Genomic DNA, 16,009 nt, shown 5'->3' on the forward strand with positions numbered 1-16,009 from the left:
AGCTGGTTGCTGCAGTCTGATAGGATTGTTCCAAAAAAGGAATTTGGTATCGCCAGAGGCCGTGAAGGAACCTTTTCATCCGATATCGCTTAAGCAGCATGATCAAATTCATGCTCGTCAGCGGCTTCATATCGCTTGCAATCTACGGCGTCGGCAACGCGCAACCACTTGCGGCCGAGACCATCAATGACGCGTCGATCGGCGACATCTCCCCAGACCCTCCGAAAGAAAGATCGACGACGCCGGATCCGGCAATCATCCATCTTCAGGTTCTGCTGGACCGCGCCGGCGCCTCACCCGGCGTGATCGACGGCTTCTACGGTGAAAACGTCGTCAAGGCGATTGCCGGCTTCGAGATCATGCAGCGTCTTCCGGTTGACGGAAAGCCCGATCCGCAGATGCTCTCCCGGCTGCAGGACGATCAACAGGTGATCGGTTCCTATGTCATTGCGCAGGATGATGCCGCCGATCTCGTCGAGACCATTCCGAAGGATTACGCCAAGCAAGCGAGGATGAAACATCTCGGCTACACGAGCGTCGCCGAGCGGCTGGCCGAGCGCTTTCATATGGACATCGATCTTTTGAAGGCATTGAACCACGGCGCCCGATTCGATCCGGGCGAAACAATTTCGGTTACGGTCATTGGCGCGCCAAGAATGGGGAAGGTCAAGCATATCGAGGCTCGCCGCAAAAGCGGCGAGGTGCTGGCCTTTGCCGACGACGGATCTGTTCTTGCAGTCTACCCGGCGACGATCGGCAGCGAAGATAATCCCTCACCGACAGGTCACCACAAGGTAAACGGCGTCGCCCGAAATCCCAAATACACCTACAATCCCAAGATCAATTTTCAGCAGGGTCACAACAAGCAGCTCCTGAAATTGCCAAGCGGACCCAATAACCCGGTGGGGACAGTCTGGATCGACCTCTCCGAGCCGACCTATGGCATCCATGGAACGCCGGAGCCTTCGCTGATCGACAAGGCTGGTTCGCACGGCTGCGTGCGGCTGACCAACTGGGATGTCGAGGAGCTTGCCGGAATGGTGAAGCCCGGCGTCGTCGTCGACTTCGTCGACTGAGCGATTTTCCGACCGAACGGGAAGCGGGCGAAACACTTTGAAGAAGCCCGGCGCAAAGCCGGGCTCCGATTAAGCGGCCGTATTGGCCTCAGCAGCACTCAGCGCCAGATCGGTCACCTCGCCGGTCGAGGCATAGCCGGAGACGAGTTCGGCAAGCATCAGTCGGGCGGCTGGTATGTCGTTGCGATCCAGCGCTGCATCGAGTGCCTTAAGGCGTTTGGAAAGTTCCGGCCACGAGAGGAAATCCTCGCGCGCCTTCATGATGCGCGGATGCTGTGTCGTCTCAGGATTGTCTCCGATCAGCAGTTCTTCGTAGAGCTTTTCGCCGGGTCTGAGACCGGTGACCGAAAGCTCGATATCGCCTTCAGGATTATCCTCGCTGCGCACTGTCAGGCCGGAAAGATCGATCATCCGGCGCGCCAGATCGGCAATGCGCACCGGTTCGCCCATGTCGAGCAGGAAGACATCGCCGCCATCGGCCATGGCGCCGGCCTGGATGACGAGCTGAGAAGCCTCCGAGATCGTCATGAAGTAGCGGGTAATATCGGGATGCGTCAGCGTCACCGGCCCGCCATCCCTAATCTGCTGGCGAAACAGCGGCACGACGGAACCGGAGGAACCCAACACATTGCCGAAACGGACCATGGAAAAATTGGTGTGGGTGCGGTTCGCCGCCCGTTCGGCGGAAAGCGCCTGCAGCACCATTTCGGCAAGCCGCTTGCTTGCGCCCATTACGTTGGTCGGCCTCACCGCTTTGTCGGTGCTGATCAGCACGAAGTTCGACACGCCATATTTCTCGGCCGCCTGTGCGGTGATCAGCGTGCCCATGACATTGTTCTTGATGCCTTCTACGGCATTTTGCTCGACGAGCGGCACATGCTTGTAGGCGGCTGCATGATAGAGCGCCTGCGGGCGCCAGCTCATGATGATGTGCTCCATGCGGTCGCGGTCGCGCACCGAACAGAGGATCGGCACGATTTGCACCTTCTGCTGCTCGTACAGTTCCGAAAGCTTCTGCAGCTCGCCGTGGATCGCATAAAGAGCGTATTCGTTCTGCTCGACGAGGATGAGATGCGTCGGGCCGCTGCGCAGGATCTGGCGGCAGAGCTCGCTGCCGATCGAGCCGCCGGCCCCTGTCACCATCACGACCTTGCCGAGTGTGGCCTTGTCGAGCAATTCCTGGCGCGGGGCCACGGCCTCGCGGCCGAGCAGGTCTTCGATTTCCAGCTCGCGGATATCCGAAACGGCAATACGGCCCTGCGCAAGTGCCGTCATATCCGGCAGTGTGCGGACGTTCACCCGCGCCTTGCGGATCTGCTCGAGGATTTCGTTGCGGCGCTGGCGCGATGCCGATGGCAAAGCCAGAAGCACGTTATGGACATTCAGCGTCTGGACCAGTTCGGTCAGGTCGGACGGATCATAGATCGGCAGGCCGCCCATGATGCCGCCTTTGAGCTTCGGATCATCATCGAGATAACCGACGACATTGAGCTCTGAGCTGTTCGTCAGTGCAGCGGCCAGCTGCCGGCCGGAACTGCCCGCGCCATAGATCAGCACCTTTGCCATCGCGCCCTTGTGCAGGATGCGCTGATAGGTGTCACCAAGCCAGTAGCGGATGCCGAGGCGCGAAAGGCCGATTGCGATCAGCAGCAGGAAAGGCTGCAGGATGCCAACGGTGCGCGGAATGCCGGGAACGCTGAGCGCGGTGAAAATCGTGGCAAAGGCAACACCATAGATCGCAATCGCCTTCAGCACTGCCAGGAAAGCGGCAATACCGGCATAGCGGAAGATCGCCCGGTACATGCCCATGACGACGAAGATCGGCAGGGCCAGGCACAGCGATATGAGAACCGCGAGCCACTGTACCCCGGTCAGCACCGTCCATTCGTTCAGGCGGAAACAATAGGCAAGCCAGATGGTCAGAACACAAAGGCTGGAATCGACGATCAGCGCAAGAATACGCTTGGCCGGACGTGGCATCGCCAAGAGCGGCCCGACCAGCGCCTGCATCGACATCCAGGACTGGCTGGTCTTTGATCCGTCATGTGAAGGATCATCATGCATGTTTATACTGCCCATCCATCATTCCAGCCTGATTTCTTCTTGTCCTTTTCGACCTTAAGTGCAACCGAAATAATCGGTGGTCGCGCACGCAACCTGTTCATAACCTTAGCTTGTAGCCTCAATGGGTTATGCCCTTGCTGCCCAATACCTTGCCGACAGTCATTGCCAGGATGCGCATGTCCATGAAGAACGAGCGGCGCTGCAGATAATCGACGTCGAACTTCACCTTTTCGGGGATCGGCAGTTCGTCGCGTCCATTGACCTGCGCCCAGCCTGTCAGCCCCGGCAGCAGGGCATCGACACCTTCAGCCGTACGCAGTGCAATCAGATCGTCCTGATTGTAGAGCGCCGGGCGCGGCCCGACGAAGCTCATCTCGCCCTTCAGGATACACCAGAGCTGCGGCAGTTCATCGAGGCTCGACTTGCGCAGGAAGCCGCCGATCGGCGTCAGATAGCGGGAGGGGTCGTCGAGCAGGTGCGTAGCGACCGTCGGCGTGTCAATCCGCATGCTGCGGAATTTCGGCATCCGGAATATCTCGTTGCGGCGCCCCACCCGGTTCGACCAGTAAAGCACCGGCCCCGGTGAGGTCAGACGCACGCAAAGTGCCACGATCCCGATCGGAACGATCAGGATCAGGGATGCTGCCAGAGCCAGGAAAAGATCCACTGCCCGCTTCAAGTCCGTCCTCGCCTTTCGCACATTTTTTTGGCCTCCAACGGCTGCCTTGCCTACCGTCTCCGGCCAATTCACGTCAACGACCCTTTCCGGCCGCGAAGCGCATTAGGCGTTGTTTCTCAGTCAGTTGCGGCAATTTGGCCACCGGCCTTAGAAAAAGCACCTCATATAAGCCATTGAAACGACATAGATATTTTACACTTATGGAAGTTAAAATCAAATTCGTTTCCGCCACTGTTTTCCTCCCGCAAGGTGGATATGTCTTTCAACCCCTCTACTGACGGCACCGAAAATCGCTCCCTGGACCTATCGCCCGTGCTGATGACAGTCACGATAGGCAGATATCATGCAGGTGCCCTCAGGCCCTCTGCGCAACCGACTGTTCTGGCGTACCAGCGCCATTAGCATCGGACCAAGCGAGAACTCTCCTCGCGCCCCCTTGCGTGCTAGGTCACGCAGGTAGCCGCCAGGCGAGTTGATATGGGTTGCCCGTTCCAGCATACAGGCGATGACGATAGCAGCGTTTTCGCGGCCGAGGCTCCCGCAAGCTGTCTCATAGGTTTCCGGGGTTATCCCGAGCATGGAACGCACGGTGACGGCAGCGGTCACCAGATCTCGCCAACCCGTGATTGGTCCTCCTTGAACGTAATCGTTGATTTGCGGGCAGGCCTGCAGAACGAGGGCAAGAGGGAAGATTTTCTGGCGTCCGGTTGAGTGAACCTTTTCCGTTGCTGGTGGGAGCGCGTCCTCTTGCACCGTCGGAGAAGATTCTAATTCAAGAGAGTCTTTATCTGAATTCTGTATGTGCGGTTCATTTTGGACCACACTGGCGCTCGTTTTTTTGGAATTATCGAAGCGGGTCAACAAATTGACCAGTTCGGAGCGAAGGTCTTCGAGCTTCAGGCGCACGCCATCCAGATCGGAAGCGTCAGGATTGCGGGGCAGGCATGCGAGGTGGCGGGTATAGGTAGCCTCGATATCGTTCCAGTTGCCGGGAACGCCTTCGTCGAGCGCGGCATCGATGAGTTTGCGAACATCACGGCGGCAGATCGTCAGACGCTCACGCGCACGCCGGAGTGCCATTCGGTCCGCCTCGATCTTTTGAGCCATGGCGGCGAGTTCCTCGCTGCGGGCAAGAAGCGGCGCCAGGCTGAAGCCATAGGCATCTTCTACCTCACCAGAGGTCTTGCGACGGGCAAAACGCTTTCCATTGGCGCTGTCCTTGCGGATAACGAGCCCGGCATCGACCAGGGCGGCCAGGTGTCGGCGCAACGTGGTGACGGCAATGCCGTGCGCGCGCACCATCAATTGCCGGTTGGACGGAAAGACGACCATGCTCGCCTCACCGGAGAGATGGCTTTCGGGATAGAAAGAAAGAAGTGCGTTCAGCACAGCGAGCGTGCGGTCGGAAATGCCGAGCAGCGGACGTGCTTCGCAGACGTTGCGGAAGACCTTCCACTTGTCGACAGACCTTCCTGTTTTAACCGATTCGGCCTGGAGCTGACCTCTCATTAAGGCAAGCGACATCGGCCGCCGCCCGAAAGGCGTCGTGACAAATCCCGTATCCATTGTGGTTCACCTTATACAAAGGCAAATTATCAGCGCCCGCCAAAACGGCGTTCAAAAACCTTGACAGCGATTCCGGGAAGTGCGATTCTCTGGGTGCTAAACGAGAGAAGAGGGCTTCCGGATGTTTTGTTCGGGGGCCTTTTTCTTTGCCTATTGGCTCCTTTTCCTAACAGTCAAATCTTATCAGCAGGCCTTAGCCTGCCAACAGTTATCGTTGTGACCTGACGGCGCCGAACTCCTCGAAGAGTTCATCCAGCCGGGTCGTGAGATACTCGGCAAATTCAGGCACCATGAGTTCATCAAAGGTGATGCGTGTCTTGTTGCCGGAACGTTCGATTTGCGCTGCCCTTTGTCCTTGCCGCGTTTTCCAGATCTCGCCTGTCGCCTTCTTGGCATCGCGCACCGTCATCTTCGACAGCAGACGCTGCAAGCGCTGGTCGCTGTCGAGATTGGCAAAGGCTTCGTCCTCGATGATCGCTTCAACCTTCTTGGGCGCGGAAGAGACGGCATCGACGAGAGCCAACCACCTGGCGCGGCCTGCCTTCGGTGCCGGGCCGATCGCCAGGATCAGGGTCTGCGGCACGCCACGGGCGACAGAGATGTAACGACTGAGATCGGCCTTGTCGGTCGACAGTGCCGCCATAATGACATCACGTGGGTAACCCGCTTCTTCCAGACGATGGGCAAACAGCGCCTTTTCGATGAAGGAGAGATCCTGTCGGTCGAGATTTTCCTTGCCTTGGGCAATCACCAGTTCGTTGTCGCTCAAGTTCTGAACGATTGCCTTGACCTTGAGCCCGAGCTTTGCGGCCGCACGCAGGCGGCGACGGCCGTAAGCGATCTGGTAGTGCCCCTCCTTTTCAGGGTCGGGACGCACCAGGATGGGCACCTTCTGGCCGTGCTCGGCAATGCTTTTTGTCAGCGCATCGAAATCGGCATCGCGCTCGACCGGGATACGGTCGCTGATCGAGGAATTGGAAATATCGGAAGGGTCGATGTCCAGAACGTGAAAACCGGAGGAAATCTGCGCCTGCAGCCGGCCGGCAGCACGCGCCGCTTCGGTCATTTCCTGCAGTGATGCACCCATCGCCGAGACGGCGCCGGTGCGCACGCGGTCCGGATTCTTCTCGACACCGGCAGATGGCGTCGGCGTATCGGCCTTGCGCATGAAGATCGAATTGACGGTATCGCGTCGGCTCATCAATTCTCTCCTTTCCAGTCGGATGCCAGCAAGCCGAAAGAGCGTTGTTGGGAGCTCCCAACGCGCTTATGGGCTGCCGATCGATGAAGGGATGTCTGGAAGGTGCTCAAACGGCGGTAACCTCTGTTGGGAGTTCCCAACAGGACGGCCGTCCCACAGAAACCTGAAAGATCGCCGTCGACCAGGCAGAACGTCATATGCGCCCCCATGCCTGTCGGATCAGCGTCTCGACCTCTCCATTGACCGCATCGAGGGCTTCCATCGCGCGGTCGTAAGTCGAGCGCGTCAGATTCTCGCGACCGATCTCATAAAGGGTCTGCTTGGTGAGGCCGGCATCGGAGACCGCTGCCGACTTCACCATCGCATTGATCATCACGTGATCGTCAAACAGATTGCGCAGGAGGGCCGCCACCTTCGTCTGCGGCGCATCCTGAGGCTCGTATCGAGTGAGCAGATAACGAATGAAATCGTAATTGAGCTCGCCGCCGGCTTCGCGCACGACGGAAAGAAGGTCATGCGTCATCAGCAGGAACTGGCTCATGGAAGCCACATCCAGCATCTGCGGATGCACGGTGACGATCATCGAGGTCGCGGCGCAAAGGCCGCTCAGCGTCAGATAGCCGAGCTGCGGCGGGCAATCGAGGACCACGACATCATAGTTTTCGGCGACATCGTCGAGCGCCTTGGCCACGCGCATGAAGAACACGCCCTCGCCATCCCGGGAGCCGCGCATCAGCGCGCGCGGCGTCGTGTGCTCGAATTCCATGAGTTCGAGATTGCCGGGGATGAGATCCAGACCTTCGAAGTAAGTATTGCGCACGACTTCCGAGAGGGGACGCCGCTCCTCATCGTAGCGGATTGCTGCATAGAGTGTCTCGTTGGAACGGACGTCCGTCTCCGGCATGACGCCGAGCATCGCTGACATGCTGGCCTGCGGGTCGAGATCGAGAGCGAGCACGCGGTAACCCTGCAAAGCAAGATATTGCGCCAGATGCACCGATGTCGTGGTCTTGCCCGATCCGCCCTTAAAGTTGGTGACGGCGATGACCTGAAGATGTTCGTTCTCCCTGCGGCGTGGCAGGAAATCATGCGCCTCACGCCCACGAGCGGAGGCGGCAAGCAGGGCGCGCAGCTCGTTAAGCTGACGCAAAGAATAGAGGCGCCGGCCATTGCTGCCGACATCGGGCTGCGGGCCTTCGCCGGCAAGCGTCATCTTCCGCAAGGTCGAATCCGAGACGCCGATCAGCTTGGCCGCCTCGCCGGAGGTAAAGCGGCGCAGTGTCTTGCTCGCAGTCGGCGGAAACAGGGCTTCGCTGATCGCCTGCAACTGCGAACTGATCGTCGACGCATGGGCGCCGATCGTCTCATCGACGCTACGTTGAAGGGTCCGAGAAGTCCTTTGTGGCTTGCTCACGCTCTAATCTTTCATCACGGAAAAACACCAGAAACGGCTGTTTATCCGTGACGATTACCGATCACAGCGATTCTGGCAAGCTACTCCAGCAGAACAAGGCTTTAACGGCGGCGGTCACGATCATGAGTTTACGACAGAAGGATTACAATTTCCTCTGATATCTCCGTCAGTTAACAGAAATTCGATTCGCCTTGCAAAGCTGTGCCATCCTCACACCATTTTTGTTATCGATGCGGCCAAGCCGATGTTTTGATCCCGCAGACGCTCCCTGGCGCATCCCATTGAGAAGAATCAGCTATTACCGATTCCTAATCTTTGCGGCAAAGGATCTGATGACGAAAGGGGGCGAGGGCCTCGTTGCTGGGGCGCCGACGAAGGCGAAGGGCGCTATGTTTCGAAATCCCGAAGACGAGTTTTCACCTGGTGGGAACGCGATCTCATCGAAAGGCTGTCTGATACCTTTGTCGATGGTTTGCCGTACCAAAATCGAACAGAGATGTAGCGGAATCAATCTGTGTATTTGATTCCGTTTCGATGAAAGACGTGAGTAAAAACAGACCGTTAGGGTCACGCGAAGTACACTGCCTAAGCACGCGAAATGTGCTCTCTCAAGCCCTTCTTCATCGATCAGATTTATAAAGGATCTAGGATGTTTCCGCAATGACTGGCATTGCTCTATCCCCAGCGGGCCGCAGAAAAGAGTGATGGCGCCTGCCCTAGCCGCTGAACGTGTAGCTGGCAATCGAGGACGGCTTCATCTCGATTGAGAACCCGGGCCGGGTCGGCGGCATATAGGCTGCGCCCTTAATGATGCAGGGGTCGAGGAAATGTTCGTGAAGGTGGTCGACATATTCGATGACACGGCCATCCTTGGTGCCTGACACCGCCACGTAATCGATCATCGACAGGTGCTGCACATATTCGCAGAGCCCGACGCCGCCGGCATGCGGCCAGACCGGCAGGCCGAATTTCGCCGCCACCAGCAGCACGGCCAGCACCTCGTTCAGGCCGCCCATGCGGCAGGAATCGATCTGGACGATGTCGATCGCGCCTTCTGCGATGAACTGCTTGAACATGATGCGGTTCTGGCACATCTCGCCGGTGGCGACCTTCACCGGGGAAATGCCCTCGCGAATCTTGCGGTGGCCGGCGACATCGTCGGGGCTCGTCGGCTCTTCGATAAAGAAGGGCTTGGCAAAGGAAAGCTGCTTGACCCAGTCGATCGCCTGGCCGACCTCCCAGACCTGATTGGCGTCGATCATCAGATAGCGGTCCGGGCCGATCACCTCACGGGCAATCCTCAAGCGGCGGATATCGTCCTCAAGGTCGCGCCCGACTTTCATCTTGATGTGGTTGAAGCCGGCATCGATCGCTTCCTGGCAGAGCCGGCGCAGCTTCTCGTCCTCGTAGCCGAGCCAGCCGGCCGAGGTCGTGTAGCAGGCATACCCTTCCTTTTCGAGCGTGGCGATGCGCTCGGCCTTACCGGCTTCGGCCTGTCTCAGGATGGCGATAGCCTCATCGCGCGTCAGCACGTCGGTGAGGTAGCGGTAATCGACGATATCGGCGATTTCTTCGGCAGACATATCTGCAACCAGGCGCCACACTGGCTTGCCGGCCTCCTTGGCAATCAGATCCCAAACGGCGTTGACGATCGCGCCGGTCGCCAGATGGATCGCGCCCTTTTCAGGGCCGATCCACCGAAGCTGGCTGTCGCTTGTCAGATGCCGCCAATATTTGCCTGGGTGAGCGATCACGTCTGAAAGTTCCGTGCCGACGACGAGATGCCGCATCGCCTTGATCGCCGCGCAGCAGATGTCGTTGCCCCGCCCGATGGTAAAGGTCAGGCCGTGGCCGGCAAGCCCGTGCTTGTCGGTTTCGAGGATCACATAGGCGGCGGAATAATCCGGATCCGGGTTCATCGCATCGGAACCATCGAGACTTTGCGAGGTCGGAAAGCGAAGATCGAAAACGCGGAGGTCGGTGATGCGGGTCATGATGTTCTTCCCGTTGAGGGGCCGGCATCCTTCCTTAGAAGAAGCCGGCCATACGAAGCTCAGATCGTCCAGCCGCCGTCGATAGCGTAGGCCTGGCCGGACGTGTAGGTCGCACCGGCGAGGTAGACGGCGAGATCGGCGATCTCCTCCGGCGTGCCGAGGCGGCCCATCGGCTGCCGGGCGATGAAGGCGGCGCGCGCCGTATCGTAATCGCCCTGTGCGCGCATGCGGTCCTGCAGCGAGGGACTTTCCACCGTGCCGGGGCAGATGCAGTTGCAGCGCACGCCCTGCGTCACGTAATCGGCAGCGACCGATTTTGTAAGCCCGATCACGGCTGCCTTGGTCACGCCATAGGCGAAGCGGTTCGGCACGCCCTTGATGCTCGAGGCGACCGAGGACATGTTGATGATCGCGCCATCCTTGCGTTCCAACATGCCCGGCAGCACGGCGCGGATGGTGCGGATCATCGCCTTGACGTTGAGATCGAAGGCAAATTCGAGATCGGTATCCTTCATCTCCAGCACCGAGCCGTTATGGACAGTGCCGGCGCAGTTGAAGAGTACATCGACGGCGCCGATTTCGGCCACCAGCGCCTTGACTGCCTCGTCATCGAGCACGTTGAGCTTCTGGGTGGAAACCTTGCTCTCCGCCGCAAGGGTCGCCAGCGCGTCGGTATTGATGTCGGTTGCGTGTACTTTGGCGCCGACCGCGGCGAAGGCAAGTGCCGTGGCGCGGCCGATACCCTGACCGGCTGCGGTGATGAGAACGGTCTTGCCGGAAAGATTGCTTGTCATGTCATGGCCTCTGTGGATTTTTCGCGCGCAGGCGGTGGCAGTGAAATTCTATCTGAAAAGGGTCGGTCGGGATGGAGGCTGCGCCCGATCGGACCCCGTTCAGGCGGGGACGCAGCGTCAGGCGGGCGATCACGATATCCATGCGCTGCACGGCCTTCCTCCCTTTCCCGTTATCTTATTTTTGTCTCGCCTTGGCGAGCCTTTCCGGGAGTTGCGATCGTTCGGCGTGAGAATAGGCCGAACAATGTCCTCATCCTTAATTTGTCTGTTTATAGACAAACAGACGATAGCCGCATGGTCAAGCGAGAACTTTTGCTTTTCCGTCCGCCCGTCTGTGTATATGCAGAGTGATATTCACAGGAGGGAAGAATGGAGACCGAAGAGGCAGATCGCTATCGCGCTCCGGCGCTCGACAAGGGCCTCGATATTCTCGAACTTCTGGCAAGCGTCGATAGCGGCCTGACGCAGGCGGAAATTGCCAAGCGGCTGGAGCGCAGCCCGAACGAATTCTATCGCATGCTCGACCGTCTCGTGAAGCGAGGTTATGTGACGAGGCTCGATGGCGACCGTTATTCTCTCACCCTGAAACTCTTCGGACTGGCGCAGCTGCATGCGCCAGTGCGCAGGCTTGCCTCCTATGCGACGCCGCTGATGCGCGATCTGGCCCAGCGCTCGCGCCAGGCAAATCATCTTGCCGTCTTCGACCGGGGCGCTGCCGTCGTCATCGCCCAGCAGGAGGCGCCGGACTATTGGGGACTGTCGATCCGCGTCGGTTCCCACATCAGCCTGTTCGATACCGGCTCCGGCCACGTCCTGCTTGCCTTCCGCAGCGACGAAGAGCGCGAGATGATGATCTCGGAACATGTGCGCAGCCGCAAAGATGCCGATCTCGGCGACGAATTTTTTAAGCGGCTGAACCAGATCCGCGAGCGCGGCTATGAAATGATGGCAAGCGCCCAGACAGCCGGCGTTTATAATCTCTCGGCACCGATTCTCGGGCCGGACGGACGCAGTATTGCGGCGCTGACTTGCCCCTACATCGCGCTGGTCAATGCGCCGGCAGCGCCCGATATCACCCGGGCGATCGGCATGGTGCAAAATACGGCGGCCGAGCTTTCGGCGCTAGCCGGCGCGACGATCACCATGCCCGCTTAAAATCTGCCAGAATTTCTATTTGAATAATCCATTCACCAAAGATAGTTTCCGCCAACCACTCTTTGGAGGAGAAGAGCGTGTTCATAGACACTCATCTGCATGTCATCGACCGGTCGGCGCTGAATTATCCCTGGCTTGCCGACGTGCAGGCCCTCGACCGCGATTTTCTCTACGAGACCTATGTGACCGAAGCCAGACGCTGCGGCATCACCAAAGTGCTGCACATGGAGGTGGATGTCGATCCGGTCAACATGCAGGCGGAAACCGACTATATTCGCCGCCTCGGCGATCTGGTGGCCGGCGCCATCGTCTCCTGCCGGCCGGAAGAAGATGGCTTTGCCAGCTATCTGGAACGCCAGAAGGCTGATCCCTTCGTCAAGGGCTTCCGCCGCGTGCTCCATGTGGTGCCCGACCATGTCTCGGAGGGTCCGCTCTTCCGGGAAAATATCAGAAGGCTCTCCGGTACCGGCCTGACCTTCGACCTCTGCACGCTGCCGCACCAGGTCGGCAAGGTGGTGGGGCTCACTGACGCCGCACCCGACGTTCAGTTCGTGCTCGATCATTGCGGCAATCCGGATATCAAGTCGAACGCCTTCGAGCCCTGGAGCCGAGGTATAACCGAAATCGCCCGCCGGCCCAATGTCGTCGCCAAGATTTCCGGTATCGTCACCAATGCCGATCCGGAAAGCTGGACGGCGGAAAACCTGCGGCCCTATATCGAGCACGTCATATCAAGCTTCGGCTGGGACCGCGTGGTCTGGGGCAGCGACTGGCCCGTCTGCACGCTGGCGAACGGCCTTTCGACCTGGGTCGCAGCCATCCAGGCGGTGCTGTCGGGCACTGCGGAAACGGAGCGTTCGAGGCTCCTTCACGGCAATGCACAGCGTCTGTGGAAGCTCTGAGTTTCTCCCAGGTTCGCGCTTTTAAGGTACAATTCTGCCGGATTCTCGCTTGAAGCGATTTGTCAGCACGTGCAATCGGCAGGGGTTCTCGGATGCCGCGATGTTTTGACCGCCTAAACTACATCCAAACAATTGCTAGGTTGAACTAACTCGGCTAAAAGTTGTTGTTGCCGGGCGTGTAAGTTGTTGGTCCGGTTTTCGCAGGAGGGAATATCAAATGAAAGAAGAACCGCATTCCGTGGACGTTCACGTCGGCAAGACGATCCGTATACAGCGACTGCTGAGAAAGGTTTCTCAGACGGAACTGGGCGATCGTGTTGGCGTGACCTTCCAGCAGATCCAGAAATACGAAAAGGGCTCCAATCGCGTCTCTGCCAGCATGCTCGTCGAAATCGCCGGCGCGCTGAACGTCGATGTCAGAACCTTCTTCGACGATCTGACGGCGCCTGCCGCCAACGCAAACGATAATCCCGCTCCGAGCGAAGAATTCGTCATTTCGCGTGAAGGCGTCCAGCTCAACGCTGCCTTTTTCTCAATCAAGAACGAGCAGCTTCGTAAGAAAATCCTCAAGCTCGTCCAGGCGATTGCCAGTACCGAGCAGGCGGACATCGACGCCGCGGAATAACGCGTCGGCCTGATTTTCTAGCGCTCAGTCGCACCCTGCAACAGGGCTAATGGCGATCGATCACGATCAGATTTTCGCCAGCGTCCTTCATTGCGATCTTGGCCTTACTGCCGACGAGTTTTTCGAGGTTCGCATCGAGCTCCCTATCCGGATCGATGCCGTCCCAATCGATGACGACCTGCAGCAGCGCCATGTTTGTCAGGTGCGTGAGGTTGCGCAGCTGAAGTTTTTCAGCCTCGTCCTTGGCTGCCGACAGCAGCCGGAAGAGTCTTGCGTATTCTCTGCCTGTACCCTGGTCCTTTTTTTCGAACATTGTTCCCGCCCTCGACAACAGTCATATCCCCATGCAGAACACCTTGGGCTTGGAACCGTTATTCGAGCGTTACAGGCTGCATCTGCTGCGTGACTTCGGTCTGCAGCAGCTCGAAATGCGAGGTCGCGGAAAAGCTCCAGTCACGCTTCGTTGACGCAAACTCGCCCTTTTGCAGCCATTCCAGCACGAGCCTTGCGTCGGTGCGTTTGCGTTCGACGCGATTGGCGCGGATCGCAGTCAGGATCTGATCGCGTCGCGGTTTACGGGCAAAGTGGGACGCTTCGACCGCCTTGGCATAGGTCCGATCGGAGAAATGCAGGAAGCGCCCAGCAAGCAGCAGCTTCTTGCGCTCGCTGACGGTAATCTCCCCCTTGGCATGGAGGCGTTCGATCGTCGGCTCGAAATCGACCCAGGGAACCGAAAGCGGCAGCCAGCCGAGCTCCTGCGGCGCATGGACGAGCGCCACTGCCTCGTCATCGATGAGATTGCCGGATTCGTAGTCGTCGAAGATCGAGCCGATGCCGACCATGCCGAAGGCGGAGCATTCGGCGGCGCGAAGCGCCCCCATGCTGGAGCCGCCGGCAACGGCAACGCCCGTTTCCAGCGCAAAGAGGATTTCCTTGTGCCAGACGGATGGCAGATCGCCGAAATAGCCGTCGATCAGGCCGATTGCGGTCGCTCCCTCCCGCACGGCCTTCAGGATATCGCCGCAGGCGGCAGGCGGGCGGAAATCGATATCGGGATGCCGCTTGCGTGCTTCCGCAATCTCGCTTGCAAGGCTCGGGCCGACGAAGAGGATCTTCATGCCGCGGCCTGCCTGATGACGTTGACGGCGCGCAGGCCGAGTTGGATGTACTGTCCGGCAATGTCGACCTCGAGGCCCGGCACGATAACGCGCACGACGGAAACCGGAACGGTCGGATGCGATAGCGGCACGGCGATGATCTGGGTAATGCCCGCAGCCCTCAGCCGGCCGGCAATGTGGCGGATCGTATCCTGGATCGTTGTCGGGCGCTGCGGGCGTATGGGGAAGGGTTTCAGCGCCGCATCATTGTTGCAGAGATCGACGACCTGGCGCATGCCGGCGCTGCGGTCGATCCGCTGGTAGATCTTCGGCGAGAAATCGTCGCGGCTGCCGGCAATCGCCGTCAACCGGCTCTGGGCGGCTTCGGTGATGGCGCGAAGAGCTGCGCGCACCGGTTCAGGATGGCAGCCGCAGCCGCCGCAGACCTGCGCCCAGCGCGCATCGACGCGGTCCGAGAGATTGCCCGGAATGATGACGGCAAGAAAAGCCGGAACACCGATATCGGTGGTCATGTCGATCAGCAGCAGGCGCATACCGGCTTGGCGGATGCGATCGACCATGACGTCGATCACGGCATCGCCGAAGGCGAGCGGGTCGATTCTGTTCTGCTTGAGCTGTTCAGGGGATTTGAGCTGGGTCAGCGCCCAGGCGTCGCGCTCGACGAGTTCGCAGAGCCCGTGCAACACCGCTTCGGCCGGCGTATTGCCCGACGCCAGCCCGTCGCTCGACTGCTCGAAGCCGGGGGGACGCTCGCCGCGATGGTCGAGGCCGACCAGCCACCAGGGCACGAAAGTGCTGCCGCCTGAGAGGAGGTCGAAGCCGGAGTACCAGGGGATTTGACCGTCGCCGATCTCGTCGGGCGCGCAGCGCGCCACGCTGTCGAGGTCGATCATCGAAGCCCGTTCGGCCTTCATGGCTTCGACGCTTGCATGTGTCAGGTCGGCCGGCGCGATTTCGGCAATACGGGTCTCGATCGCCTCCATGGCCGCCGAGGTCATGGCTGCTTCCTTGTCGATACCCTTGCCCTGGAACACCGACAGCGTATGGCTATTCGGCCGTGTGGCGAAGGCAACGGGGATATTCAGCACGTCGAGCCCGGTCAGCAGTCCGACGCGGGTGATGCCGAATTCGCGCAGATACGGTTTGATTGCCGCAAAGGTCTGCGCCGGGGTGATCGACCGGTCATGATAGCTGTTGACGCCTGCCGATGATCTGGCGAGGTCAGCGGCAAGCGTTTCAAGGTCGGCCAAAGCAGACATGCTGATCGGACCCTTAGCGGAACCTTAGCGCATGCGTCAGACTTTCAAGGCCATTTGCCGAAACATTGAGTTCGTCCTGCTTCATGGCTGCCTTTGCAGCAGCGGAGAAACGGAGTGCGGGGGCCTGGATTGCAGCGCTGGCTTCAACGGTTTTCATGATCT

15 protein-coding genes are annotated in these 16,009 nt (G+C 59.2%); 4 read left to right on the plus strand and 11 right to left on the minus strand.

Annotated elements, in window-relative coordinates:
- The first annotated feature begins 98 nt into the window (after positions 1-98).
- Positions 99-1,076, plus strand: coding sequence for a L,D-transpeptidase family protein (locus tag JNB85_RS03340; RefSeq protein ID WP_220332957.1), 978 nt, complete (start codon positions 99-101; stop codon positions 1,074-1,076).
- A 69-nt stretch (positions 1,077-1,145) separates the two neighbouring features.
- Here the strand turns inward: JNB85_RS03340 and JNB85_RS03345 are convergent, their stop codons facing one another.
- From JNB85_RS03345 to JNB85_RS03375, 7 genes are all read right to left on the minus strand, one after another.
- Entirely contained in the window at positions 1,146-3,092 is a 1,947-nt protein-coding gene (locus JNB85_RS03345) for a polysaccharide biosynthesis protein (RefSeq protein WP_220333104.1), read from the minus strand.
- Between the two features lie 166 nt (positions 3,093-3,258).
- The gene (locus JNB85_RS03350) at positions 3,259-3,819 is read right to left on the minus strand and encodes a sugar transferase (RefSeq protein WP_220332958.1); all 561 of its coding nucleotides are present in this window, start codon (positions 3,817-3,819) and stop codon (positions 3,259-3,261) included.
- Between the two features lie 303 nt (positions 3,820-4,122).
- Complete coding sequence (repC, locus tag JNB85_RS03355) at positions 4,123-5,385, minus strand: plasmid replication protein RepC (RefSeq protein WP_220332959.1); 1,263 nt, start codon at positions 5,383-5,385, stop codon at positions 4,123-4,125.
- 208 nt (positions 5,386-5,593) lie between these two features.
- Positions 5,594-6,586 (minus strand): plasmid partitioning protein RepB, encoded by a 993-nt coding sequence (gene repB, locus JNB85_RS03360; protein WP_220332960.1) that lies wholly within the window; start codon positions 6,584-6,586, stop codon positions 5,594-5,596.
- Positions 6,587-6,779: 193 nt separating this feature from the next.
- On the minus strand, positions 6,780-8,000 hold the full coding sequence (gene repA / locus JNB85_RS03365; RefSeq protein WP_220332961.1) for a plasmid partitioning protein RepA: 1,221 nt from the start codon (positions 7,998-8,000) through the stop codon (positions 6,780-6,782).
- Positions 8,001-8,716: 716 nt separating this feature from the next.
- A complete protein-coding gene (locus tag JNB85_RS03370; RefSeq protein WP_220332962.1) occupies positions 8,717-9,994 on the minus strand; it encodes an L-fuconate dehydratase in 1,278 nt (425 codons plus the stop codon).
- Between the two features lie 59 nt (positions 9,995-10,053).
- A complete protein-coding gene (locus JNB85_RS03375) occupies positions 10,054-10,788 on the minus strand; it encodes an SDR family oxidoreductase (RefSeq protein ID WP_220332963.1) in 735 nt (244 codons plus the stop codon).
- Positions 10,789-11,157: 369 nt separating this feature from the next.
- Here JNB85_RS03375 and JNB85_RS03380 point away from each other — a divergent pair, with 369 nt between their 5' ends.
- The 3 genes from JNB85_RS03380 to JNB85_RS03390 all read left to right on the plus strand — a co-directional run bounded on the left by JNB85_RS03380 (position 11,158) and on the right by JNB85_RS03390 (position 13,470).
- The gene (locus tag JNB85_RS03380) at positions 11,158-11,943 is read left to right on the plus strand and encodes an IclR family transcriptional regulator (protein WP_220332964.1); all 786 of its coding nucleotides are present in this window, start codon (positions 11,158-11,160) and stop codon (positions 11,941-11,943) included.
- Positions 11,944-12,020: 77 nt separating this feature from the next.
- Positions 12,021-12,845, plus strand: coding sequence for an amidohydrolase family protein (locus JNB85_RS03385; protein ID WP_220332965.1), 825 nt, complete (start codon positions 12,021-12,023; stop codon positions 12,843-12,845).
- 217 nt (positions 12,846-13,062) lie between these two features.
- Entirely contained in the window at positions 13,063-13,470 is a 408-nt protein-coding gene (locus tag JNB85_RS03390; RefSeq protein ID WP_220332966.1) for a helix-turn-helix domain-containing protein, read from the plus strand.
- 46 nt (positions 13,471-13,516) lie between these two features.
- On the opposite strand, the gene JNB85_RS03395 is transcribed toward JNB85_RS03390, so the two are convergent.
- The 4 genes from JNB85_RS03395 to JNB85_RS03410 are packed head-to-tail and all read right to left on the minus strand — an operon-like array spanning position 13,517 to position 16,004.
- Entirely contained in the window at positions 13,517-13,783 is a 267-nt protein-coding gene (locus JNB85_RS03395) for a hypothetical protein (protein WP_220332967.1), read from the minus strand.
- Positions 13,784-13,841: 58 nt separating this feature from the next.
- Positions 13,842-14,588, minus strand: coding sequence for a TfuA-like protein (locus tag JNB85_RS03400; RefSeq protein ID WP_220332968.1), 747 nt, complete (start codon positions 14,586-14,588; stop codon positions 13,842-13,844).
- Entirely contained in the window at positions 14,585-15,847 is a 1,263-nt protein-coding gene (locus JNB85_RS03405) for a YcaO-like family protein (RefSeq protein WP_220332969.1), read from the minus strand. The genes JNB85_RS03400 and JNB85_RS03405 overlap by 4 nt, the downstream gene beginning before the upstream one ends.
- Before the next feature lie 13 nt (positions 15,848-15,860).
- Positions 15,861-16,004, minus strand: a complete 144-nt coding sequence (locus tag JNB85_RS03410; protein WP_220332970.1) for a hypothetical protein — start codon at positions 16,002-16,004, stop codon at positions 15,861-15,863.
- Positions 16,005-16,009 lie beyond the last annotated feature (5 nt).

Source organism: Rhizobium mesosinicum, from assembly GCF_019511345.1.
In the GTDB taxonomy this organism is placed as follows: domain Bacteria; phylum Pseudomonadota; class Alphaproteobacteria; order Rhizobiales; family Rhizobiaceae; genus Rhizobium; species Rhizobium mesosinicum.